Raw genomic sequence first — 21,566 nt, forward strand, 5'->3', positions numbered from 1 at the left:
GTAGCGGCTCCGGGGGTTCCCGGTGGCTCTCCACCCAACCCCGGACGCACGGCGAAACCGCACGTCCGTACGGTGTCCCCATGGCGTTCGACGTCGCTCGTATCCGTGGGCTCTTTCCCGCGCTGGGTGACGGCTGGATTCACTTCGACGGCGCCGCCGGAATGCTGGTCCCGGAACAGGTCGCATCGGCCGTTTCCACGGCGATGCGCGCCCCGGTGTCCGGGCCGGGCGGAGCGTTTCCGGCCTCACAGCGCGCGGAAAGCATCGTGACCGCGGCCCGCCGGGCCGTGGCCGACCTGGTCGGGGCCGACCCGGCTGCCGTCGTGCTCGGGCCGAGCGCGCCGGTGATGCTGCGCCGGCTCGTCGACGCACTCGCCGAGCGCTGGACCATCGGCGACGAACTCGTCGTCTCCCGGCTCGACGAGCAGGCGAACCTCGCGCCGTGGCAGCGCGCCGCCAAGCGCGTCGGTGCCGTCATCCGCTGGGGTGAGATCGACATCGAGACCTGCGAGCTGCCCGCGTGGCAGTACGAGCAGCTCGTGTCGGCGCGCACCAAGGCCGTCGCCGTCACGCTCGCGTCCGGTTCCGTCGGCACCCGGCCGGACGTGCCGACGATCATCGAGTTCGCCAAGCGGGTCGGCGCGCTCGTCGTCGTCGACGCCACCTACGCCGCGCCCTTCCTGCCGCTCGACATCAACGCGCTCGGCGCCGACGTCATGGTCGTCTCCGCGCAAGCTTGGGGCGGCCCGTCGGTGGGCGCGCTGGTCTTCCGCGACCCCGAGCTGATCGAGCGGATCCCGTCGGCCTCGCTCGACCCGATGGCCCGCGGTGCCGCCCGGCTGGAGCTCGGCCCGCACGCCTATCCGCTGCTCGCCGGGCTGATCGCGTCGATCGACTACCTCTCCGGCCTCGACGACGCCGCCACCGGCTCGCGGCGCGAGCGCCTGGTCACCTCGCTCGGATCGGCGAAGTCCTACCACGCCGGTCTGCTCGCACAGCTGTCCACGGAACTGCTGTCGCTGCGGCACATCATGGTCATCGGCAACGCCATGCGCCGGATCCCCGCGCTCGCCTTCGCCGTCGCCGGCAAGAAGTCGCCCGAGGTCGCCGAGTACCTGGCGAAGCAGGGCTTGTGCGCCTTCGCCGACGACGGCACGAGTGGCGTCTTCGCGTCACTCGGCGTCGGAGAAGTGGGCGGCGCCGTGCGGATCGGGCTCGCCCACTACTCCAACGTCTTCGAGATCAACCAGCTCGTGCGGGTGCTCGACGAGCTCCGCTAGGACTTCGCCGCCAGCAGGACCTTGCCGAACACGCTGCCCTCTTCCATGATCCGGTGCGCGGTCGCGGCTTCGGCCATCGGCACGACCTGGCCGACGATCGGCTTGACGAGCCCCTCGGCGACCAGCGGCCACAGGCGGTCGCGGACGTCGCCGACGATCGCCGCCTTCTGGTCGAGCGGGCGGAACCGCAGGCCCGCGGCGAACACCGAAGCCCGCTTTCCCAGCAGCGCGCCGACGTTCAGCTCGCCCTTCACCCCGCCCTGCATGCCGATGATGACCAGCCGCCCGTCCTGCTGCAGCGCGTCGACGTTGCGGCCCAGGTAGGCCGCGCCCATGTTGTCGAGGATGACGTTCGCGCCACCCGTTTCCTTCTTGAGGACCTCGACGAAGTCCTCCTCCTTGTAGTCGATCGTGATGTCGGCGCCGAGCTGGCGGCAGCTTTCGAGCCGCTCCGGCGAGCCCGCGGTGACGGCGACGGTGGCGCCGAGCGCCTTGCCGACCTGGATGGCGTGCGTGCCGATGCCGCCGGCGCCGCCGTGGACCAGCAGCACCTCGCCCTCGGTGAGCTTCGCGTGCATCACGACGTTCGCCCACACCGTGCAGGCCACCTCGGGCAACGCGGCCGCGGTGAGCAGGTCGATCTCGCCCGGCACCGGCAGCAGCTGCCCCGCCGGGACGACGGCCTTCTCCGCGTAGCCGCCACCGGAGAGCAAGGCGCAGACCTCGTCGCCGACGTTCCAATCCTCGACGCCTTCGCCGAGTTCGGCGATCGTCCCGGAGCACTCCAGACCGAGGGTTTCGCTCGCGCCGGGAGGCGGCGGGTACTGGCCCTGGCGCTGCAGCAGATCCGCGCGGTTCACCGCGCTCGCCGCGACCTCCAGCAGCACCTCGCCGGGGCCGGGACGCGGATCCGCGACCTCCGCCCACTCGAGAACGTCCGGGTCACCTGGTTCACGGATGGTGATCGCGTACATGTGTCGACTGTATACCGGGGGGAAAGTTCCCGCCGAAAGGCGCATTGACGGACTTCGCATATGGAACAAAGGTGAGCAACCATGTCACCCTTTAGAACGAAATTTCTTCCACCGCTGGCGCTGGCGGCCGGCGCGACGCTGGTGCTCGGCCTGACCCCGGCCGCCGCCGCGGACACCGTTCCCGACGGCCCGGCTCTGGCGAAGCAGCTCGTCAAGAAGGTCGACGCCAACGGCGTCAACCGGCACCTGATCGCGCTCCAGCGCATCGCCGACACCAACGGCGGGACGCGGGCGGCGAGCACCGAGGGACACAAGAAGTCCGCCGAGTACATCGCGACGAAGCTCGAGGCGGCCGGCTTCCAGGTCACCCGCCAGGAGTTCCCGTTCACCTACTCGCAGACCCTGGCCGAGAAGCTGACCGCGGGCGGCGCGAACGTCCCGGTCATCGCCATGGAGTACACGAAGTCGACGCCGGTCGGCGGCATCACCGCGCCGCTCGCCGTGGTCGCCGTCGACGACACCAGCGGCTGCGAGGCCACCGACTACACCGCGGACGTCGCGGGCAAGATCGCCCTGATCAAGCGCGGCGGCTGCTCGTTCGCGCAGAAGCAGCAGACGGCCGCGGCGGCGGGCGCGATCGGCGCGATCGTCTACAACAACACCGACGGCGCCCTGAACGGGACGCTCGGGGGCCCGGAGAACGCGAAGATCCCGACCGGGGGCGTGACGGCGGCCGCGGGGGCGCAGCTGGCCACGCTCGGCGGGCAGAACGTGACGCTGGAGCTGCGGGCCTTCCAGGAGGCGCGGACCAGCTACAACGTCATCGCCGAGACCAAGACCGGGCGCAAGGACAACGTCGTGATGCTGGGGTCGCACCTCGACAGCGTCCCGGCCGGCCCGGGCATCAACGACAACGGTTCCGGCTCGGCGACCCTGCTCGAGACCGCGCTGCAGCTGGGGAGCAGCCCGAAGGTCAACAACGGCGTGCGCTTCGGCTTCTGGAGCGCGGAGGAGTTCGGCCTGATCGGCTCGACCTACTACGTCGACCAGCTGACCTTCGAGCAGCAGCTCGACATCGCGCTGTACCTGAACTTCGACATGATCGCTTCGCCGAACGCCGGCTACTTCGCCTACGACGGGGACAACTCCGACGGCGTCGGCGCGGGCGCGGGCCCGTACGGCTCGGCGCAGATCGAGAAGACCTTCGTCGACTTCATGCAGGCCGCGCGAGGCGTGTCCCTCGAGGGCACCGACTTCACCGGCCGCTCGGACTACGGTGAGTTCATCGCCGTCGGCATCCCGGCGGGCGGCCTGGACACCGGCGCCGAGGTGCTGAAGACCCCGGCGCAGGCGGCGAAGTGGGGCGGCACGGCCGGCATCGCGTTCGACCCGTGCTACCACCAGGCCTGCGACAACCTGGGCAACATCGACCGGGTCGCGCTGGACCGCAACGCCGACGGCGTCGCCTGGGCCCTCGGGGTCTACGCGACGAGCACCGAGAGCATCAACGGCGTCCAGCCGGGCAAGGCCAAGGCGGCCAAGCAGAAGGCCGCCGAACGCGGTGCGCAGCGGAACTTCTCCGCCCGCGCCGTGGCCGGTGACCCGCACGCGCTGACTGCCTGACGAAAGACCGAAGGGGCCGTCCCGGCTGCGGGGCGGCCCTTCGTCGTTGTCCTAGCCCAGGTTGCTGGTGCCGAAGGTGTCGCAGCGGGCCGGGTCCCCGGTCTGGAAGCCGGTGGTGAACCACTTCTTGCGCTGCGCGGACGTGCCGTGGGTGAACTTCGACCGGTCGACCTGGCCGCCGCCGAGGTTCTCCTGGATGTAGTCGTCGCCGATGCGGGACGCGGTGTCCAGCGCGGAGTTGATGTCGTCCTGCGTGACGTCGGTGATCAGCGGCTTGCCGCTCTCGGTCGGCGTCGTCGAGGCGTGGTTGCCCCAGACGCCGGCGTAGCAGTCGGCCTGCAGCTCCAGGCGGACCGAACCGGACGTCGGGCCGGTGCCGGTGCCCTTCTTCGAGGTGCCGAGCAGGTTCTGCACGTGGTGGCCGTACTCGTGGGCGAGCACGTACGCCTCGGTGAAGAGCCCGCCCTGCGCGCCGAAGCGGGTCTTCAGCTCGTCGAAGAAGGACAGGTCGATGTAGACGTCCGAGTCGGCCGGGCAGTAGAACGGGCCGGTGTCGGAGGTCGCGCTGCCGCAGCCGGTGCGCACACCGCCGTTGAAGAACTTCGTCGGCGCCTTCCGGTAGGTCGAGCCGGAGCGCGCAAATTGCTGCGTCCAGTAGTCCTGGACGGAGTTGACGACCGCGACGATGGCGCAGTCGTGGTTCTTGTTGGCGTCCGCGCCGGTCTTGCACTCGCTGGACAGCTTGGAGTTGTCGACCTGCTGGCCGGACCCGACACTGCCGAGCCCGCCGCTCAACCCGCTGCCGCCCGTGCTGACCCCGCCCAGCTGGGACAGTACGAAGTAGATGATCAGCCCGACGACACCCAGTCCGCCGCCGCCGAGCGCCACGCGGCCGCCGATCCCGCCGCCGCCTCCACCGCTTCCGCGCAGGTCCTGGACTTCGGAGGCGTCCAGGCCGGCGTCGTCGTCGAATCTCACCTTCGGATCGTAACGAGCCTGGGTGCGGCCGTCGCGTTGACAGGCGCACCCAGGCTTGTACCGAGGTATGTCTTTGGTCGAGCGGCTGGCCGCTTCCGGGGCCGGCGTTCAGGCGCTGTCGTCACGGCTTCCGAGACCGTGACCGGAGCCAGGCCCGACCGACGCCGTATGCGTGATGCGCATGGAAGCCCGCTCTTGGCTGTTCACAGTCGCGATCGGCCCGGTAGATGTCCGTTCCGGTCGCGGGGACGCAGCTGGCGGTCAACCGCGAGAATCACCCGTCACACAACCACCTGACCTCTCCTGGTGGGGAGCCGGGCCGGCACGTCGCCGTCGTCGCGCCGTTTACCCTGGCCGACCGTCCACCACAAGCAGAATGCGCCTTTCCCGGCCGAGTCTCAACCTTTTCGTAACCCCACGTTCGGGCGATGTTGCAACGGTATTTTCACCGGCAGACAGATCGGACTCGGACCGCGCGGTCCCTTGATCAACGTTCTACGCTGCCTTATGACCGAGGAGCGTGCTGTGCGGTGGTTGAACGATGCCGAGATGGCGGCGTGGCGCTCCTACGTCGTGGCGACCCTCCTGCTGCGGCAGCGGCTGCACCGCGAGCTGTCCGAGTGTCACGAGGTGTCGCTGGTCGATTACGAAGTGCTCGTGTGCCTGCAGATGCAGCCCGACCGCCGGATGCGGATGTCGGAGCTGGCTTTCATGATGGGTTCGACGAAGAGCCGGCTTTCGCACCAGGTGGCCAAGCTGGAGGAGGCGAGCCTGGTCCGGCGGGCCCGTGACCCGGAGGACAAGCGCGGGGTCATCACCGAACTGACCGACGAGGGCGAGGCGCTGCTGGAGAAGGCGGCGCCGACGCACGTGGAGGGCGTGCGCGAGCACCTCATCGACCTGCTGAGCCCCGAGGAACAGGCGACGATCGCGGCGGCGTTCGAGCGCGTGCGGGCGCACCTTTCGGAGCCGGAAAGCTGAACCCGGGCGCGCCGGGCGCCCGGGTGCTCAGTGCGGTAGCGGTGGGATTCGAACCCACGGAGAGGTTGCCCCCTCGCATGTTTTCAAGACATGTTCCTTCGGCCGCTCGGACACGCTACCCCTGCCCACGAGGGTAGCCGACGCCCTTCGGGGCAACCGGGGCCCCGCCGGGGGTCGTGTTCCCGGCCTGGGACACGGCGAACGATCCGGACGGCGAGCTGCGCCGCGGCCCGCCGCTCCCGATTTCGGCGACCGGCTTCGTCTCGCTGCGGCGCACCCGCCTCCGGGCTAGCTCCAGGTCAGCGTGAGGGCCGCGCCCTGCGCGCGGCCCGCTTCGGCGGCCGGCGTGCGCCGGGCCGGATCCAGCGGGTTCTCGCCGATCGCCGCCCGCGACGCCTCGTCCGGGGTGATCAGGGTGACCTCCGCGCCCGCGGCGCGCAGGTCGTCCAGCACCTCGGGCAGCGGCTTCTCCATCGGCAGCGGGGCGTCCACGCCCAGCGGCGAAACCACCGTCACGCGGGTGAAGCCGGTCGCGTAGTCGGCGTTCTCGGCCGACCGGACGCCGCCGTCGAGGTACCGGCGGCCGTCGATGGTCACCGTCGGCCAGACGCCGGGGACCGCGCAGCTCGCCGCCACCGCGTCGACCAGCGAGACGCCGGACTCGCGGTCGAAGCGCCGCGGCTCGCCGGTTTCCGCGTCGACCGCCACGATCACCAGGCGCTGCGCCGGCCACTCGTGCACCGGCAGCCGCGCGGCGATCACCTCGATCCGGTCCGCTTCGGACACCGTCTCGGTAGCCAGCGCCAGCTGCCCCACCGCGCGCCGCACCTCGGCCGGGTCACTCGCGCCGGTGACCGCACCGCCGAAGTCGGCGGCGAACTTCTCGAAGTCGATCTCCGCCGGGATCTCCGGCGTCTGGCGCGCCGGATCGGCCTGGCGCGCGTACAGCTCGTCCAGCGAACGACCGCTCGTCACCTGGGCCGCCACCACCGACCCCGCCGACGTCCCGACGAGCAGGTCCGCCCCCGTCAGGTCCTGGCCGTGCCCGGCCAAGCCCGCCAGCAGCCCCGTCGTCCACGCGATCCCGGCGACCCCGCCGCCACCCAAAACCAATGCCTGTCCACCCATGCGGGCAGACTAGCGAGCGGGTCCGACAGTTTCGGTGTGCCGCGGGGTTACCCTCCAGGCCGGAGCGGCGAGAGGGGCGGGATGACCGCGAAGATCGAGGGCTTCCACCACGTCAAGTTCCCGGTGCGCGACCTGGCTCGCAGCCGCGAGTGGTACGAGCGGGTGCTCGGCCTCGACGTCACCCACGAATTCCCGGACGACGACGGCGTCGTGCGCGGGGTCGCCGGGACGATCGACGGCGTGCCGGTGGCGTTGCGCGTGCAGGAGGCGGCCGCCGCGGGGCTCGCCGGGTTCGACCCCGTCTGCTTCTCGATCGCCGACCGCGCGGCCGCCGACGCGTGGATCGTACGGCTGGACGAGCTCGGCGTCGAGCACCCGCCGCTGTTCGAAGCCACCACCGGCTGGATGGTCCGCTTCAACGACCCCGACGGCACCGAAATCCGGCTCTACAGCCTGGCGAAGGACGACGGCGTCGACCACTCCGGCGAGCGGGGCTACGCACAGCCCGTGCGCTGACTCAGAGCTGCCGCAAGGCCTTCGCGGCGATCCGCGCCTGGACCTCGGGGCGGCGCAGCGGCGGCACGGTCGCCGGCGGCTGGCGGCGCTCGGGCAGCTGCTCCAGCAGCCGGGCGGTGATTTCGGTGATTTCGGCGACCGCCGCCTCGAACGGCTCGCGCGTGGCGTCCGACAGCGACTGCACGCCGGTGACCTTGCGGACGTACTGGCGGGCCGCGGCCTCGATCTCCTCGCCCGTCGCGGCCGGCTGGAGCCCCCGCAGGGTGGTGATGTTTCGGCACATGCCGCCCAGGGTACGACTTTCGCGGGCATCGATCACACGGTCGGGTAGGCCGGGCCCGGCTTCGTTGACGCCCGAACCGGCGCTGGGCAAGGTCGGGGAAGTGCCCCTCAGACCGCGCCCGTTCCGCTCCACCCGCGCCGAACCTGCCATCCTCGAAGAAGAACTCCCGGAAACCCCGATCCCGGAACAGGCGTGGCCCCGCGTGCGGGCCGACGAACTGGTCACCCTCGTGGCACACGTCTTCGCCGCGCACGGTCTCCCCGAAGCGCGTGCCCGCATCGCCGCCGAAGCGCTTTGCCACGGCGATCTCACCGGCTCGCCGGAGACCGGGGTGGCCGACCTGACCCGCGTGCACCTGCCGCTGCTGAAGAACGGGCTCGTCGTGCCGCACGCCGAGCCGCTGATGATCGCCGACCGCGGGGCCGCCGCGCTGATCGACTACCGCCGAGCGCTCGGCCTCTGGGCCGTCGGCGACGCGATGGACCGGGCGGTGACGCGGGCCGGCCGCTTCGGCGTCGGGCTCGTCTCGCTGCGCGGCATCGGGCCGTTCGGCCGGGCCGGGCACCACGCCGCGCGGGCGCTGCCGCACGCCATGATCGGGCTGGTGCTGGCCGCGGGCGGGGAGCCCGGCCAGCCGATGAACCCGCTGGGCATGGCGGCGCCGGGTGGCGCGTACCCCGAGTTCGTCTTCGACATGGACCGCCCCGGTTCGGAAGCGGCCGGGCTGACGCTGCTGGTCGACGTCCTCGCCGGGGTGCTCTCCGGCGTCGCCGACCACGAGCACGACACCGGCCTGCTGGTGCTGGCGATCGCGCCGACGACCCTGCGCAGCGCCGACGGCTTCTACCGCGCGGCGAGCGCGCTGTTCGGCAGCATGCTCGGCTGGGACGGCGGCGCGCCGATCCGCTACCCGGGCTGGCGCGAGGCCCAGCACCTCGAGCAGTGCCGGGCGCTGGGTGTGCCACTGGCCGGGCCGGTGCGCCGCGAACTCGATGCACTCGCCCGGTCGCTCGGCCTGCCGGCGCTGACCAGCGTCGGTTAGCGGACCAGGATCACCTTGCCGCGGTCGGGGCCCACCGCCACGACGTCGCCGTCGGTCAGCTGGCGGCCGCGGCGGGTCTCGACCTCGCCGTTGACCGTGACCTCTTCGGCGTCGATCAGGTCCTTGGCGTGGGAGCCGTCCTCGGCGAGGCCGGCCAGCTTGAGGAACTGGCCGAGCCGGATCGGCTCTCCGGTGATGGGTACGTCGACGGGCTCGCTCATGCCTCGCATCATGCCGTCTCAGGTACGGGCGGTCGTCTGCCGGTAGAGCGCGAGGACGTCGGTGTCGAAGTAGCTCGAGTACGACGTGTCGGCGTCGTCGCCGCCGAACTCGAAGCCGCCGATGACGCCGATGACCGTGCCGAGCCGGGTTTGCGGGTTCTGCCCGGCGACCCACGGGCCGCCGCTGGTGCCGGTCGGGAAGCCCGCGCAGTCCACCCGCAGCTGGTAGGTGTCCTGCTTGGCGGTGGTGTTCTGGCAGACGGCGGGGACCTCGGAGTCGTCCGGGTAGCCGGTGAGCGTGATGGCCTGCTCGAACGCGGTGCCGGTGGCCAGCAGGTTCGCGCCGACCAGGCTCTCCAGGGACTTCGTGGTGCCCGCCTGGCGCGCGGTGGCGAAGCCGACGTCGAGGTCCGGGTCCGAGGACGCGGCCCAGCCCGGCGCGACGAGCTCGTCCGCCACCGTCCAGTAGCCGAACGGCGCGACCCCGTCGTGGTAGCCGGGCGCGAAGGTGACGCCGGTGAGGTAGCCGCCGCCCTCGCCGTTGTGGATGCAGTGGGCCGCGGTCAGCAGCACGTCCCCCCGCTCGCTGTGCACGACGCTGGCGGTGCAGTAGTGCTCGCCCTCGGCGAACAGCGCTCCGACCGCGGGGCTCGACACCGCGGGCAGGTCGGGCGCCGGGGCCGCTTCGGCCGTGGCTTGGTCCGGCGTCGTCGCGTGTGCCAGTTGCGCCGGACGGGCGGCGAAGACCACGACGAAGCTCACACCGAGCAGCACGATCGCGGCGAGGGTGAGCAGGACGGCCGGCCGACGCACGATCATCGCCTCCTCGTCTCGCCTGTCGTCGGTGCTGTCGAAGAGACCACCATAGGACGACGCACCGGAACAATCAGCACACCCACAGCAAGCTCACAGCCGCTAGCATCGGCTACTCGGGAGTAACACCGGTGGGGATTCACGGACGCTCGGGAGAGCCGATGAAGCAGTTCGCGGACAAGGTCGTGGTGGTCACCGGAGCCGGCTCGGGCATCGGCCGCGCGCTCGCGTGCGAGTTCGCCCGGCGCGGGGCCCGCGTCGCGCTGTCCGACGTCGTCACCGCGAACGCCGAGGAGACGGCCGAGCTCGCCGGCGGAAACGCCCGCGCGTACACCTTGGACGTCGCCGACCGCAGCGCCGTGCTGGCGCACGCCGAAGACGTCGCCGGCGAGTTCGGCGCGGTCAACGTCGTCGTGAACAACGCGGGCGTGGCGCTCGGCGCGACCGTCGAGGAAATGTCGTTCGAGGACTACGACTGGCTGATGGGCATCAACCTCGGCGGCGTCGTGAACGGCACCAAGGCGTTCCTGCCGCACCTGATCGCGTCCGGCGACGGGCACGTCGTCAACATTTCCAGCGTGTTCGGCTTCGTCGGCGTGCCGACGCAGAGCGCCTACAACGCGGCGAAGTTCGCGGTGCGCGGATTCACCGAAGCGCTGCGCGAGGAAATGCTGATCGCCCGGCACCCGGTCGCGGTGAGCTGCGTGCACCCGGGCGGGATCAAGACCAACATCGTGCGCAACTCCCGCAGTGCCGCCGACGACCAGGAGAAAGCCGCGCAGGGCTTCGAGCGGATCGCCCGCACGACACCGGAGAAAGCGGCGCAGACGATCCTGCGCGGGATCGAGCGGAAGTCGGCGCGGATCCTCATCGGACCGGACGCCTACGTGATCGACGCCATTCCGCGCGTGCTCGGCTCGGCCTACCAGCGGCCCCTCGCGGCCCTCGCCCGGCTCGGGCTGAAGCAGAACTGAAGGCGCACTGTCACTCAATGGAGTTGCGTTTCTGACAGAACCGTCCGAAACGGTCCAGAATGCTGGGGGTCCGCCAGCCCCGTCCCGGAGGTCCCCGATGCTTCGCACCGCACCACGCAGTGCGACCCGTCCGTCCCGCGACCGCGCCGCGGTGGAGCTGCTGGATCGCACCGGCATCGTCGCGGCGAGCCTGCCCCGGCGCCGCCGCACCGGCGGCGAAGTGCCGGCCGTCGAGCCGATCTACACCCGGCCGCCGGTGTGCGACCAGGACCTGCGCCCGAAGTCGGTGGTGATCCGGCGCCGCGCCCGCACGTGGCTCGGTGGCGGGGCCGCGGTGCTGCTCGTCGGCGCCGGCTGGCTCGGCGGCGGCCTCTTCACCGGCGGCCTGTTCAACCCGGCGCCGGAGCATGACGTCGCTCAGCTCGACGCGCGCCCGGCGGTGGCCGCGGCACCCGCGCCGGAACCCCCGGTCGCCCAGGCTCCGCCGGCGCCGGCCGTCGTCACGGCCGCCCCGGAGACCGTGTACGTGCCGGTGCCCGCGAAGCCGGCGCCGAAGCAGGTGCCGGCGCAGGCGCAGGCGCAGGCGAAACCGCAGCCGAAGAAGCCGGTGCCGGACGAGGAAGCCGAGGCCCGCGTCGACCTGCCGTCGTCGGCCACCCCGCCGCCGGCGAGCAACCCGATCCAAGCGTGGGTCGACGTCGCCGAGAGCATGGCGCGGCGCTACGGCGGTCGCTGAGTCAGGCTTCCGACCAGCGGTATTCGTGCTCGGGGCGGCCGGTGGCGCCGTAGCGCAGCCGCATCTGGACCGTTCCCGACTCCGCCAGCGCGGTGAGGTACCGCTGCGCCGTCGCCCGCGCCATGCCCAGCTCGCCCGCGACCTCCGCGGCCGACAGCGGCCGCCCGGCGCGCCGCAGCTGCTCCGAGACGAGCCGGGACGTCGCCGTCGACTGGCCTTTCGGCGCGGTGGTGCGGTCCTGGTCGTGCAGCACGCGGTACGCGCGGTCGACGTCGTCCTGGGCCAGCGCCCGGTCTTCGGCGAGCAGGCCGCGGAACCGCGCGTACGACGTCAGCCGCTCCGCGAGCTGGCGGGTGGTGAACGGCTTGATCAGGTAGTTCAGCGCGCCGGCCCGGATCGCCGCGGCCACCGACGCGCTGTCGGTCGCCGCGGACAGCACGATCGTGTCCGTCTGCAGCTCCGGGAGCACCGCGAGGCCGGACTCGTCGGGCAGGTAGACGTCGAGCAGGATCAGGTCCGGCGTGAGTTCCCGGACGCGGGCGCGCGCCTCGGCGGCGGTGTGCGCGGTGCCGACCACCGCGAAGCCATCGACCTCCTCGACGAAGCCGGCGTGCACCCCGGCGACCCGGAAGTCGTCGTCGACGATGAGCGTGCGGATCATCCGTCCTCCGTCAGCATTCCGGGCAGTTTGGCGACGAACAGGGCACCCGGCTCGCCTTCGCCGGGGTCGGCCAGCCAGACGTCGCCACCGCGGGCACGGGCGGCCTGCCGGGCGAGCGCCAGGCCGAGGCCGTGCCCGGGGGCGATCTTCGTCGAGACGCCTTCGTCGAACAACCGCCGCCGCAGGTCCGCCGGAACGCCGGGGCCACTGTCCACAACGGACACGTGCAGGGTGCCGCCCTCGGCGAGCAGCCCGATTTCGACGGTCGCCGGCCGCCGCGGGCCCATCCGCGCGGCGTGCAGGGCGTTGTCGACGAGGTTGCCGATCACGGTGTTCGCGGCGATCGGGTCGGTCACCGTCGTGGGCACCCAGGTGTCTTCGGCGAGCTTGAGGACCAGGCCCTTTTCCTGCGCCTGCTCGGTTTTCGCGACGAGCAGCGCCTGCAGGTACGGGTCGGCGACGGCGTCGCCCAGCTCGCTCGGCCGCGCCGACGACGAGTCCGTCAGCGTCTGCAGGTACTCGACGGCTTCGGTGTGGTGGCCGAGCTGGAGCAGCCCGTAGAGCGTGTGCAGCCGGTTGGCGAACTCGTGCCGCTGGGCGCGCAGACCGTCCGACAGCGCGCGGATGCCGTCGAGCTCCCGGGTGAGCGTGTCGAGGTCGGTGCGGTCGCGGAAGGTGAGCACGGTGCCGATCGGCCGGTCGTCCAGCCGCACCGCCCGCGAATTGATCACCAGCACCCGGTTCCCGGCCACCGCGAGGAGGTTGTCGACCGGGCGCCCTTCGGCGACGGCTTTGTGGAGCCGCGGGCTGAGTTCGAGTTCGGACATTGCCGCGCCGATCGGGAGTTCGGTGCCGAGCAGGCGTTCGGCCTCGTCGTTGCGGACCGAGACGCGGTTGTTCTCGTCCACGGCGAGCACGCCTTCGCCGATCCCGTGCAGGACGGCTTCGCGTTCGTAGAGCAGCTCGGTGAGCTCGTGTGGTTCGAGGCCGTGCGTGACGCGCCGCAGCCGCCGGTTGAGCAGCGCCGACGCGCCCGCGCCGAGCAGCAGCGCGCCGCCCGCGAACAGCAGCGTGATGGTCAACAGGCGGTTGAACGCGCCGGTCGGATCGGCCACGTCGAAGCCGACGCTCACTTCGCCGACCACCCGCCGGTGGTCCGGTGTCCAGATCGGCGTCTTGCTGCGGACGGACAGCCCGAGCGTGCCGCTCGCCACGGTGTTGACGTCGTCGAACCCGGCGAGGGCACGGTCGGCGGACGTGCTGACCTTCTTGCCGATCTCGCTCGGGGTCGGGTGCGCGAGCCGGATGCTGTTGTCGTCGGTGATCACGACGAACAACGCGTCGGTGCGCTCTCGCACGGCCAGCGCGCGTTCCTGGAGCGCGCCACCCGGGATCTTCGCGGCGGTGTCGGCCATGACGACCGGGTCGACCGCCACCGACTTCGCGATGGCCAGCGCGCGCTCGCTGAACTGGTCGGTGAGGGTGCGGGAGAGGAGCACGCTGACCAGGGCGACGCCGATCCCGACGACGAGGAGGACCACGCCGATCTGCAGCAGCAGCACCTGCCTGCTGAACCGCATCCGCGGGAAGAGCGCCCACTTTGGCATGGCTGGGAACATACCCCCAGGTCAAGCCCGTGCGCTAAACGAGCAAAACATTCAGAACGCACAGCCGGCGCGGAGAACGTCGACAAGCTTCACCTGGGCGCCACGCCTGCTTAACGTCCCTTCCCAACGTGACAGGCACCACGTGACGAAGGAGTCACCTCCCCATGGTTCCCCCACTGATCGAACTCACCGGAGCCACCAAACGGTTCCCGAGCGGGTCCGGTTCCGTGCACACGGCCGTCCGCGATCTGACCATGACCGTGCAGCCCGGCGAGTTCGTCGCGGTCGTCGGCCCGACCGGCTGCGGCAAGTCGACGACGCTTTCGCTGGTCTCCGGCCTGCAGCCGCCGTCGGCCGGGCGCGTGCGGGTGAACGGCGAGGACGTGAAGTCCATTCCGGACGGCGTCGGCTACATGTTCCAGACCGACGCGGTGATGCCGTGGCGCTCGGTGCTGGAGAACGTCGCTTCCGGCCCGCGGTTCCGCGGGGTGCCGAAGGCGGAGGCCCGCGCGCAGGCCGTCGACTGGATCGGCCGCGTCGGGCTCGCCGGGTTCGAGAAGTACTACCCGCACCAGCTCTCCGGCGGCATGCGCAAGCGCGTCGCGCTGGCCCAGACGCTCGTCACCAGGCCGAAAATCCTCCTGATGGACGAGCCGTTCTCCGCGCTCGACGTCCAGACGCGGGCGCTGATGCAGGACGAGCTGCTGCGGCTCTGGTCCGGCTCGGGTGCCGCGGTCATCTTCGTGACGCACGACCTCGACGAGGCCATCGCGCTGGCGGACAAGGTCGTCGTGCTGACGACGTCGCCGGCCACCGTGAAGGACGTCTTCGAGATCCCGCTGGAGCGGCCGCGGAAGGTCGAGGACCTGCGGCTCACCGAGGAGTTCCGCAAGCTCTACGCCGACATCTGGGAATCACTGCGCAGCGAGGTCGACAAGGCCCGTGAGAAGGGAGCGAGCAATGTCGCTTGAGACCCCCGCGGCGCCGTCGGCGCCACTCCCGGTCCTCGAGACCGAGCAGGACATCCTGGCCCGCGCGAAGCAGGCTTCGGCGAAGCGCAAGCGCAACATCTGGTTGCTGCGCCTGGCGATCGTCGTCGTCTGGCTGGGCAGCTGGGAGCTGACCGCCACCTACTGGATCGACCCGTTCTTCTACTCGAAGCCGTCGAAGATCTGGGAACGGCTGGTCGAGTGGTTCAGCGCCGGCACCGACTTCGGCTCGATCTGGTACCAGATCCTGGTGACCGTCGAGGAGGCCGCGATCGGCTTCGTCATCGGCGCCATCTTCGGCGTCGTGTTCGGCGTGGTCCTCGGCCGCAGCTCGTACCTCGCGCAGGTGCTGGCGCCGTTCATCAAGGCCGCCAACGCGTTGCCGCGCATCGTGCTCGCCGCGCTGTTCGTCATCTGGTTCGGGCTCGGGCTGTCGTCGAAGGTCGCGACCGTCGTCGTGCTCGTGTTCTTCGCGGTGTTCTTCAACGCCTTCACCGGCGCTCGCGAGGTCGACCGCAACCTGATCGACAACGCCCGCATCCTGGGCGCGACCCGCGGCCAGGTGCTGAAGTCGATCGTGCTGCCGAGTGCGACGTCGTGGATCCTGTCGTCGCTGCACGTGGCGTTCGGCTTCGCGCTGATCGGCGCGGTGGTCGGCGAGTACACCGGCGCGAAGGCCGGGATGGGCTTCCTGATCGCCAACGCGCAGGGCACGTTCGACACCGCGGGCGTGTACGCCGGGATGCTGATCATCACCGTCGTCGCGCTGCTGGCCGAGTGGGGGATCAGCACGCTGGAGGGCAGGCTGCTGCGGTGGCGCCCGCCGTCCGCCTCCGAAGCCGCGATCAAGGCGGTCTGACATGCGTCTCAAAAGGACAGTCGGGGTGGTGGCCGCGGTCGCCGTCGCCGCGGCCGGGCTCACCGCCTGCCGCGACTCGCGGGAGATCTCGCTCGGCACCACCGGGCAGCCGCACATCAAGATCATGGTCGGCGGCCTGTCGAAGGTGATCTACCTGCCCGGGCAGCTGGCCCAGCAGATCGGCGCGTACCAGAAGCAGGGCCTGGACGTCGAGCTCTTCGACCAGCCGTCCGGGGCGAACGCCGAGACATCGCTGCTGGCCGGCGAGGTGCAGGCGGTCGTCGGGTTCTACGACCACACGATCGACCTGCAGGCCAAGGAACAGTGCATCGAAAGCGTCGTGCAGTTCGCGAACGTGCCGGGCGAAGCTGAGATGGTCGCGACCAAGAAGGCGGGCGAGGTCAAGTCGGGCGCGGACTTCAAGGGCCGCAACCTCGGTGTCACGTCGCTCGGTTCGTCGACGGACTTCCTGACCAAGGCCTTGGCCGCGCGCGGTGGCGTCAGCTCGAAGGAGTACACGCCGGTGAAGGTCGGCGCCGGGCAGACGTTCATCTCGGCGATGAACCAGGGCTCGATCGACGCCGGGATGACGACCGACCCGACGATCGCGCAGCTGACGAAGACCGGCCAGGCGAAGGTGCTCTACGACATGCGCACGCCGGAGGGCACCAAGGCGGCGCTGGGCGGGCTGTACCCGGCGAGCTCGCTGTACATGGGCTGCGAAATCGTGAAGCGCTATCCGGACATCGTGCAGAAGCTGGCCAATGCGTACGTCGAGACCCTGAAGTGGATTTCGGCGCACACCCCGGACCAGGTCGCCGCGATGATGCCGCCGTCGTTCGCCGGCGGGGACAAGGCGCTGTACGTCAAGTCGCTCGAGGACAGCTTGCCGATGTTCACCAAGGACGGCCGGATGGACCCGGCCGGGGCGCAGAACGTGCTGAAGGTGCTCGGTGCGTCGTCGAGCAACGTCAAGCCGAAGAAGGACAAGATCGACCTGTCGAAGACGTACACGACCCGGTTCGTGGACGCCGCGCACGCGCAGGCGCAGCAATAGCCCCGCTCACCTGACCGGGCGGTAGGTGAGCGACATGGACCCGTGAAGGCCTCTTTTCCCCCGCGGAGGCCTTCACGGGTCTTTTCGGCTCAATTCCGGCAAATGGTGAGTATTTCCCGGAATGTGAAGACCCTTCGAAAGTAGCTACCTTCTTCCCGGTGCGGCTCCAACACTTGGGCACACGGTTTCCCGCCGTCCCCACGGTGAACGGAGTTCCCGCATGTCCAAAACCCTTCGCGTCCTCACGGCGATCGCCGCCGCCGCTGCCGGTCTCGCCGTCTCAGGCACCGCCCATGCCGCCGTCGAGTACGGTGCGCACGTTTTTGACGTGCACCGCCACGGCCAGGAGTTCTCGGGTGGCAACTGGGGTGGGTACGTCAGCTTCGGCAGCTTCACCACGGCCACCGCGAGCTGGACGGAACCGTCCGTGAGCTGCACCTCGACCAACGACCTGTTCGCGCCATGGGTCGGCATCGACGGCGACGGATCGTCCACTGTGGAGCAGACCGGGGTCGAGACGGACTGCTCCAGCGGGCGTCCGGTGTATTCGGCCTGGTACGAGATGTACCCGGCCGCGCCCGTGTACTACAGCGTTTCGGTCAGCGCGGGCGACCACATCACCGCGACGGTGACGCGCACCGCCACCAACACCTACCGGCTGGACCTGTCCGACACGACCAAGGGCTGGTCGAAGAGCACCACGAAGTCACTGACGTCGAAGCACGCCTCGGCCGAGGCGATCATCGAGTCGCCGACCGACTCCTACCCGTCCATCTCCGGCGGCATCACGTTCACCGGCGTCAAGTTCAACGGGACGAACCTGGCCTCGACGAGCCCGTCCGGCCTGAACGCCGACGACAAGGGCCGCTACACCTGGACCCCGGGCGCCATCGGCTCCGACGGCCAGAGCTTCACGATGACCCGCCACTGAGCCGCCGTCACTTGAGGTTGTTGATCGCCCACGCGACGACCATCACCGCCAGCACCAGGGAGATGACGGCCTGCAGCATCATCGTCATCTTCGCCCAGATCCGCAGGGGCAGGACGTCGGTGGGGCTGAAGGCCGCCGAGTTGGTGAACGAGAAGTAGAGGTAGTCCAGGTAGGACGGTTCCCAGTCCTGGTGCGCCAGGCCCGGGTCGGCCATCTGCGGGAACTGCAGGTCGGGGAACTCGGCCCGGCCCGCGGCCCGCCGGCCCGGGCCGCCGCGGTCGAACTCCCAGTACCAGAGGGAGAAGGCGACGATGTTCGTCCAGTAGACGGTCCCGCCGGTGACCAGCACGGCCCCGGCGCGGTCGCCGATCGTGCCGCCGGCGATGGCCAGCACGAGTGACACGGCGGAGAATGCGTTCACCGCGGTCACGGCCGCGACGAGCAGCAGCGAGATGACCCGTTCGACCGTGCTGAAGTGGGTCATCCGGCCCGGGTTGGCCAGCAGCAGGGCCACGACGAGGAGCGCCGAGACGGCGGGCAGCAGCCAACGCGGGTGCAGCACCATGTCGGCGGGCAGGGCGACCTGCAGGACGAGCGTCGCGACGACGACGCCCATCGCGGGCCAGCGGGTCTCGCCGGACGTCCGCCGCCGCCACGCGGGAAGTGCCTCTTCTGTCACGCGCTCAAGGTAGGACGGCGACGCCCCGCTAGCCAGCCGGTGCGGTCGTCACCTCGCCGGGGAGCTTGCGGGCCACGTCCGTCCGCGAGCGGGCGCCCAGCTTCCGCAGCACCTTCGCCACGTGCTGTTCGACCGTCCGCGGCGAGAGGAACAGCCCGTCCGCGATCTCGCGGTTCGTCCGTCCCTCCGCGAGCATCCGGGCCACTTCGCGCTCGCGTGGCGACAGTTCACTCCCGTACCCGCGCCGTCCGCGCTGCGATGGTGCCCAAGCGCCGTGTTCGCGCAGCTGGTGACGGCAGCGTCCGGCGTCGCGGGTCGCCCCGAGCTGCTCGTACGCCTCGGCCGCCGCGGTCAGCTCGTCGACGGCCGACCGGTTGCCCGCCGCGAGGCGGCACATCGAAGCGCGTTCGCGCATGGCCGTCGCGGGGTACGGCATCGGCAGGGCCGCGTAGCCGGACACGGCTTCGTCGTACAGCGTCGCCGCGGCCAGGTGCTTGCCGCGCGCTTCGAGCAGCACCGCCCGGCCGGCCGTCAGCGCGGCCGCGGCCATCGGGGCGTCACGGCCTTCGATGCCGCGCGCGAACGCCTCGACGACGTTGTCGGCCTCCGGCCAGCGCCCGGCCCGCGCGTACGCCTGCGCCGCCGCCGGGACCAGCGCGGCCGCCCAGATCCAGACGCCCTTGCGCCCGGCCGCGGCCACCGCCGTGTCGGCCGCCGCGCAGGCGCCGTCGACGTCGTCGGTCGCCAGCAGCACGGAGATCAGCACCCCGGCGGCCGACAGCACCACCGGGATCGGGCCGCGGTCCGGCGCGTGCACGCTCGCCGCGGTCAGGTGCCGTTGCGCGGCGGCGAACTCCCCGCGCACCGCCGCGAGCCCGCCGAGCACCAGCGACGACTCCATCACGATCGGGCCGAGCTCCGGGTAGCTGTCCCGCAGTTGCTCGGCGGTCTCGGCCAGGCCGGTCCACCGCCCGCGCACCCAATCCAGCCGGACGCGGGTGCCCTGGATCAGCCCGATCGCGTACAACGCGCCGGCGTCGGTCGCGCGCCGGACGCCCTCGGTCACCAGCCGTTCGGCGCGGTCGAGGTGCCCGGCCCACGACTGGCCGTCGGCCAGGTTGCACCACAGCCGGGCCAGCTGGACGCGCTCGGCGACCGTGCCGACCGTGTCCGACAGCGCCTCGAACTCCGCCCACGCCGAGCCGTCGCCGACGTGCGAGGCGGCGGCGATGCGGTCGGCGGTCAGCGCGAGCCGCAGCTCGGGGTCGTCGAGCCGCTCGTACACCTCGCCCGCGCGGGCGCGCCAGGATTCGTGCCACGACAACGGCGTCAGCCCGTCGATCGGCTGGGCGAGCAGGGTGATCCCGCGGGCGGCGAGGTCCGGCCGGTCGGTCAGCTCGCCGACCGCGCGCTCGACCTCCAGCCGGCCGCGGCCAAGCCCGCCGATGGTCCGGACCAGCAGCATGCCGAGGCTCAGCCGGATCGATCCGCGGACCGACGGCGGCAGCGTCACCTCTTCGAGGACGCGCTGCAGCGTGCCGAGCACCTCGGGCCGGAACCCCCGCAGCGCGACCTGGCTCAGCTTGCCCGCCACGCGCCCGACGTCGGCCTGGGAGGGGCCGGGTTCGGCGAGCACCGCCTGCAGGAGGTCGATCGCGCGGGACGTCTCGCCGCGCGTGATCGCCTCGTCGGCGGCGGCTTCCGCGTAGTGCCGCCACTGGTCGACGCGGCCGGCGGCGCGAGAGTGCCGGGCCAGCAGCGTGAGCGGCGGGGACGGCTGCGCGGCGAGCACGCGGATCGCCTGCGCGTGCAGCAAAGCGCGTTCGGGGCCGCTCACGGTGTCGTAGACCGCCTTGCGCGCCAGCGGGTGCCGGAAGCCGTACCTGCCGTCGCCGACCTCGCCGAGCACCCCGCCGGAGAGGGTGCCGAGCAGCGCGGTGCGGAGGGTGTCGCCGGAGAGGCCGGCCAGTTCGCCGAGCACGTCGGCTTCGGCGCCGACGCCGAGCACCGCGGCCGCGCCGGCCAGCCGCACCGCCGGCTCCGGCAGCGCGGAAAGCCGTTCGGTGACCGCTTCCCGCAGCAGGAGCGGGACTTCGAGGTTTTCGAGCAGGCGGTCGGAGAGCACCTCGCCGACCGGCAGCCGTTCGGCCGCTTCCTTCAGCGCTCGCAGCGTTTCTTCGACCACGAACGGGATCCCGGCCGTGCACTCGTGCAGCTTCGCCGCGAAGTCGTCGGTCACCCGGGGCAGTTCGAGGAGGTCGGCGGCCAGCTCGCGCACGGCCGCGACGTCGAGCGCGCCGAGCGAGACGCGGGCGGAATGGACCGCCGGGCCGGTGCGGAACAGCGCCCCTCGTGCCCCGGCCCCCGCCTCGGTCGCGGACCGGTGGGTGGCGACCACCGCCAGCTCGGGCGGCATCGTGCCGGCGAGGAACCGCAGGAAGTCGCGGGTGTCCTCGTCGGCCCACTGGAGGTCGTCGATCAGCACGAGCGCCGGCCCGCAGGCGGCCAGCAGCTCGCGCATCGCGCGGAACACGCGGTGGCGCTCGGCGACCGGGTCGGCGAGGGGCTCGGGCCGCGGAGGAAGCGCTTCCGCGAGCTCCGGCAGCAACGGCCGCAGCACACCGGCGACCGGGCTGAGCGGTCCGAGCGGGGTGGCGCCGACCGCGCGAAGCGCTTCCAGGACGGGCCCGTAGGGAAACGGTTCCCGCAGCGGCTGGCAGGCGCCGGTGAGCACCCGGCCGCCGTCGAACTCCTTGCGGCGCCCGATCTCCGCGAGCAGCCGGGAGCGGCCCATGCCCGGCTCGCCCTCGATGAGGACCGCGGCCGGGCGCCGCCGGAGCACGGCGACGATGGCGTCGAGCTCGGTGTCGCGGCCGGTCAGCCGGGCGGGTCCGGACCGGACGGACACCGAGGTGGGGCGGGGGGCGGCCAGCCACATATGACCTCCTCGACGCGCACCGATACCCCTGGGGGTTCCGGGGGCTCGCCCCCGGCTGGGGCCTGGGCTCGGCCCCGAGGGCCGAGTCCAGTGCGCGGGAGCCTAAGCAGCGCTGATCCGTCCGTAAACCTTTCACCGAATACGTGGCCGGTACCGTCGTCACACGTCCGCCTACCCGCTGTCACCGGTTTGCTGCGGGATCGGCGGGAATCGGGTCACCGTGCGTGCGAAACCCGGGCCGATCGCCCGTTCGAACGTCGCTTCACGCGTTCGAGTGCTGCCGGAGGCTACGGAAA

General features: G+C 71.5%; 21 protein-coding genes and 1 tRNA gene. 11 read left to right on the top strand and 11 right to left on the bottom strand.

Annotated features, from left to right (window positions below; translation table 11 throughout):
* The first annotated feature begins 80 nt into the window (after positions 1–80).
* The gene (locus ISP_RS01140) at positions 81–1,280 is read left to right on the top strand and encodes a cysteine desulfurase-like protein (RefSeq protein ID WP_013222192.1); all 1,200 of its coding nucleotides are present in this window, start codon (positions 81–83) and stop codon (positions 1,278–1,280) included.
* Here ISP_RS01140 and ISP_RS01145 read toward each other — a convergent pair.
* Positions 1,277–2,254, bottom strand: coding sequence for an NAD(P)H-quinone oxidoreductase (locus tag ISP_RS01145; protein WP_013222193.1), 978 nt, complete (start codon positions 2,252–2,254; stop codon positions 1,277–1,279). The genes ISP_RS01140 and ISP_RS01145 overlap by 4 nt on opposite strands.
* A gap of 81 nt (positions 2,255–2,335) precedes the next feature.
* Here ISP_RS01145 and ISP_RS01150 point away from each other — a divergent pair, with 81 nt between their 5' ends.
* Entirely contained in the window at positions 2,336–3,877 is a 1,542-nt protein-coding gene (locus tag ISP_RS01150; RefSeq protein ID WP_176742107.1) for a M28 family metallopeptidase, read from the top strand.
* Between the two features lie 51 nt (positions 3,878–3,928).
* Here ISP_RS01150 and ypfJ read toward each other — a convergent pair whose 3' ends face one another.
* A complete protein-coding gene (gene ypfJ / locus ISP_RS01155; RefSeq protein WP_013222195.1) occupies positions 3,929–4,855 on the bottom strand; it encodes a KPN_02809 family neutral zinc metallopeptidase in 927 nt (308 codons plus the stop codon).
* Positions 4,856–5,380: 525 nt separating this feature from the next.
* On the opposite strand from ypfJ, the gene ISP_RS01160 reads away from it, so the two are divergent.
* Positions 5,381–5,836: a MarR family winged helix-turn-helix transcriptional regulator gene (locus tag ISP_RS01160; protein ID WP_013222196.1), complete on the top strand. Its 456-nt coding sequence runs from the start codon at positions 5,381–5,383 to the stop codon at positions 5,834–5,836.
* Between the two features lie 33 nt (positions 5,837–5,869).
* On the opposite strand, the gene ISP_RS01165 is transcribed toward ISP_RS01160, so the two are convergent.
* Both ISP_RS01165 and ISP_RS01170 read right to left on the bottom strand, forming a co-directional pair.
* Positions 5,870–5,956, bottom strand: a tRNA-Ser gene (locus ISP_RS01165).
* Positions 5,957–6,124: 168 nt separating this feature from the next.
* The gene (locus ISP_RS01170; protein ID WP_049878082.1) at positions 6,125–6,964 is read right to left on the bottom strand and encodes a patatin-like phospholipase family protein; all 840 of its coding nucleotides are present in this window, start codon (positions 6,962–6,964) and stop codon (positions 6,125–6,127) included.
* Positions 6,965–7,045: 81 nt separating this feature from the next.
* Here ISP_RS01170 and ISP_RS01175 point away from each other — a divergent pair, with 81 nt between their 5' ends.
* Positions 7,046–7,480: a VOC family protein gene (locus tag ISP_RS01175; RefSeq protein WP_013222198.1), complete on the top strand. Its 435-nt coding sequence runs from the start codon at positions 7,046–7,048 to the stop codon at positions 7,478–7,480.
* A gap of 1 nt (position 7,481) precedes the next feature.
* Here the strand turns inward: ISP_RS01175 and ISP_RS01180 are convergent, their stop codons facing one another.
* Positions 7,482–7,763 (bottom strand): DUF2277 domain-containing protein, encoded by a 282-nt coding sequence (locus tag ISP_RS01180; protein WP_013222199.1) that lies wholly within the window; start codon positions 7,761–7,763, stop codon positions 7,482–7,484.
* Between the two features lie 100 nt (positions 7,764–7,863).
* Between ISP_RS01180 and ISP_RS01185 the strand changes: the two genes are divergently transcribed.
* Complete coding sequence (locus ISP_RS01185) at positions 7,864–8,805, top strand: Ldh family oxidoreductase (protein WP_230468676.1); 942 nt, start codon at positions 7,864–7,866, stop codon at positions 8,803–8,805.
* On the opposite strand, the gene ISP_RS01190 is transcribed toward ISP_RS01185, so the two are convergent.
* Both ISP_RS01190 and ISP_RS01195 read right to left on the bottom strand, forming a co-directional pair.
* The gene (locus ISP_RS01190; RefSeq protein WP_013222201.1) at positions 8,802–9,026 is read right to left on the bottom strand and encodes an RNA-binding S4 domain-containing protein; all 225 of its coding nucleotides are present in this window, start codon (positions 9,024–9,026) and stop codon (positions 8,802–8,804) included. The two genes, ISP_RS01185 and ISP_RS01190, sit on opposite strands and share 4 nt — an antisense overlap.
* Positions 9,027–9,044: 18 nt before the next feature.
* Positions 9,045–9,845, bottom strand: a complete 801-nt coding sequence (locus ISP_RS01195; RefSeq protein ID WP_013222202.1) for a trypsin-like serine peptidase — start codon at positions 9,843–9,845, stop codon at positions 9,045–9,047.
* A 155-nt stretch (positions 9,846–10,000) separates the two neighbouring features.
* Between ISP_RS01195 and ISP_RS01200 the strand changes: the two genes are divergently transcribed.
* Positions 10,001–10,813: an SDR family NAD(P)-dependent oxidoreductase gene (locus tag ISP_RS01200; protein WP_013222203.1), complete on the top strand. Its 813-nt coding sequence runs from the start codon at positions 10,001–10,003 to the stop codon at positions 10,811–10,813.
* A gap of 97 nt (positions 10,814–10,910) precedes the next feature.
* Complete coding sequence (locus tag ISP_RS01205) at positions 10,911–11,549, top strand: hypothetical protein (RefSeq protein WP_013222204.1); 639 nt, start codon at positions 10,911–10,913, stop codon at positions 11,547–11,549.
* Between the two features lies 1 nt (position 11,550).
* Here ISP_RS01205 and ISP_RS01210 read toward each other — a convergent pair whose 3' ends face one another.
* The gene (locus ISP_RS01210) at positions 11,551–12,210 is read right to left on the bottom strand and encodes a response regulator (RefSeq protein ID WP_013222205.1); all 660 of its coding nucleotides are present in this window, start codon (positions 12,208–12,210) and stop codon (positions 11,551–11,553) included.
* Entirely contained in the window at positions 12,207–13,790 is a 1,584-nt protein-coding gene (locus ISP_RS01215; protein WP_013222206.1) for a sensor histidine kinase, read from the bottom strand. The genes ISP_RS01210 and ISP_RS01215 overlap by 4 nt, the downstream gene beginning before the upstream one ends.
* A gap of 191 nt (positions 13,791–13,981) precedes the next feature.
* Here ISP_RS01215 and ISP_RS01220 point away from each other — a divergent pair, with 191 nt between their 5' ends.
* The 4 genes from ISP_RS01220 (at position 13,982) to ISP_RS01235 (ending at position 17,653) form a co-directional block, all read left to right on the top strand.
* Positions 13,982–14,788: an ABC transporter ATP-binding protein gene (locus tag ISP_RS01220; RefSeq protein ID WP_013222207.1), complete on the top strand. Its 807-nt coding sequence runs from the start codon at positions 13,982–13,984 to the stop codon at positions 14,786–14,788.
* Positions 14,778–15,665, top strand: coding sequence for an ABC transporter permease (locus ISP_RS01225; protein WP_013222208.1), 888 nt, complete (start codon positions 14,778–14,780; stop codon positions 15,663–15,665). The genes ISP_RS01220 and ISP_RS01225 overlap by 11 nt, the downstream gene beginning before the upstream one ends.
* A gap of 1 nt (position 15,666) precedes the next feature.
* Positions 15,667–16,722 (top strand): ABC transporter substrate-binding protein, encoded by a 1,056-nt coding sequence (locus tag ISP_RS01230; protein WP_176742105.1) that lies wholly within the window; start codon positions 15,667–15,669, stop codon positions 16,720–16,722.
* Positions 16,723–16,942: 220 nt separating this feature from the next.
* The gene (locus ISP_RS01235; RefSeq protein WP_013222210.1) at positions 16,943–17,653 is read left to right on the top strand and encodes a G1 family glutamic endopeptidase; all 711 of its coding nucleotides are present in this window, start codon (positions 16,943–16,945) and stop codon (positions 17,651–17,653) included.
* A gap of 7 nt (positions 17,654–17,660) precedes the next feature.
* Here the strand turns inward: ISP_RS01235 and ISP_RS01240 are convergent, their stop codons facing one another.
* The gene (locus ISP_RS01240) at positions 17,661–18,269 is read right to left on the bottom strand and encodes a DUF1345 domain-containing protein (RefSeq protein ID WP_013222211.1); all 609 of its coding nucleotides are present in this window, start codon (positions 18,267–18,269) and stop codon (positions 17,661–17,663) included.
* Between the two features lie 91 nt (positions 18,270–18,360).
* A complete protein-coding gene (locus ISP_RS01245; protein ID WP_013222212.1) occupies positions 18,361–21,270 on the bottom strand; it encodes an ATP-binding protein in 2,910 nt (969 codons plus the stop codon).
* Between the last annotated feature and the right edge of the window lie 296 nt (positions 21,271–21,566).

Origin of the sequence: Amycolatopsis mediterranei, from assembly GCF_026017845.1 — a bacterium.
GTDB lineage: Bacteria > Actinomycetota > Actinomycetes > Mycobacteriales > Pseudonocardiaceae > Amycolatopsis > Amycolatopsis mediterranei.

Excerpts from the sequence above, each read along its gene's own strand:
- ISP_RS01225 (WP_013222208.1), top strand. The coding sequence starts at position 14,778 with ATGTCGCTTGAGACCCCCGCGGCGCCGTCGGCGCCACTCCCGGTCCTC.
- ISP_RS01235 (WP_013222210.1), top strand. The coding sequence starts at position 16,943 with ATGTCCAAAACCCTTCGCGTCCTCACGGCGATCGCCGCCGCCGCTGCC.
- ISP_RS01140 (WP_013222192.1), top strand. The coding sequence starts at position 81 with ATGGCGTTCGACGTCGCTCGTATCCGTGGGCTCTTTCCCGCGCTGGGT.
- ISP_RS01220 (WP_013222207.1), top strand. The coding sequence starts at position 13,982 with ATGGTTCCCCCACTGATCGAACTCACCGGAGCCACCAAACGGTTCCCG.
- ISP_RS01205 (WP_013222204.1), top strand. The coding sequence starts at position 10,911 with ATGCTTCGCACCGCACCACGCAGTGCGACCCGTCCGTCCCGCGACCGC.
- ISP_RS01175 (WP_013222198.1), top strand. The coding sequence starts at position 7,046 with ATGACCGCGAAGATCGAGGGCTTCCACCACGTCAAGTTCCCGGTGCGC.
- ISP_RS01195 (WP_013222202.1), bottom strand. The coding sequence starts at position 9,845 with ATGATCGTGCGTCGGCCGGCCGTCCTGCTCACCCTCGCCGCGATCGTG.
- ISP_RS01240 (WP_013222211.1), bottom strand. The coding sequence starts at position 18,269 with ATGGGCGTCGTCGTCGCGACGCTCGTCCTGCAGGTCGCCCTGCCCGCC.
- ISP_RS01145 (WP_013222193.1), bottom strand. The coding sequence starts at position 2,254 with ATGTACGCGATCACCATCCGTGAACCAGGTGACCCGGACGTTCTCGAG.
- ISP_RS01230 (WP_176742105.1), top strand. The coding sequence starts at position 15,667 with ATGCGTCTCAAAAGGACAGTCGGGGTGGTGGCCGCGGTCGCCGTCGCC.
- ISP_RS01245 (WP_013222212.1), bottom strand. The coding sequence starts at position 21,270 with ATGTGGCTGGCCGCCCCCCGCCCCACCTCGGTGTCCGTCCGGTCCGGA.
- ISP_RS01170 (WP_049878082.1), bottom strand. The coding sequence starts at position 6,964 with ATGGGTGGACAGGCATTGGTTTTGGGTGGCGGCGGGGTCGCCGGGATC.
- ISP_RS01150 (WP_176742107.1), top strand. The coding sequence starts at position 2,336 with ATGTCACCCTTTAGAACGAAATTTCTTCCACCGCTGGCGCTGGCGGCC.
- ISP_RS01180 (WP_013222199.1), bottom strand. The coding sequence starts at position 7,763 with ATGTGCCGAAACATCACCACCCTGCGGGGGCTCCAGCCGGCCGCGACG.
- ISP_RS01210 (WP_013222205.1), bottom strand. The coding sequence starts at position 12,210 with ATGATCCGCACGCTCATCGTCGACGACGACTTCCGGGTCGCCGGGGTG.
- ISP_RS01215 (WP_013222206.1), bottom strand. The coding sequence starts at position 13,790 with ATGCGGTTCAGCAGGCAGGTGCTGCTGCTGCAGATCGGCGTGGTCCTC.
- ISP_RS01200 (WP_013222203.1), top strand. The coding sequence starts at position 10,001 with ATGAAGCAGTTCGCGGACAAGGTCGTGGTGGTCACCGGAGCCGGCTCG.
- ISP_RS01190 (WP_013222201.1), bottom strand. The coding sequence starts at position 9,026 with ATGAGCGAGCCCGTCGACGTACCCATCACCGGAGAGCCGATCCGGCTC.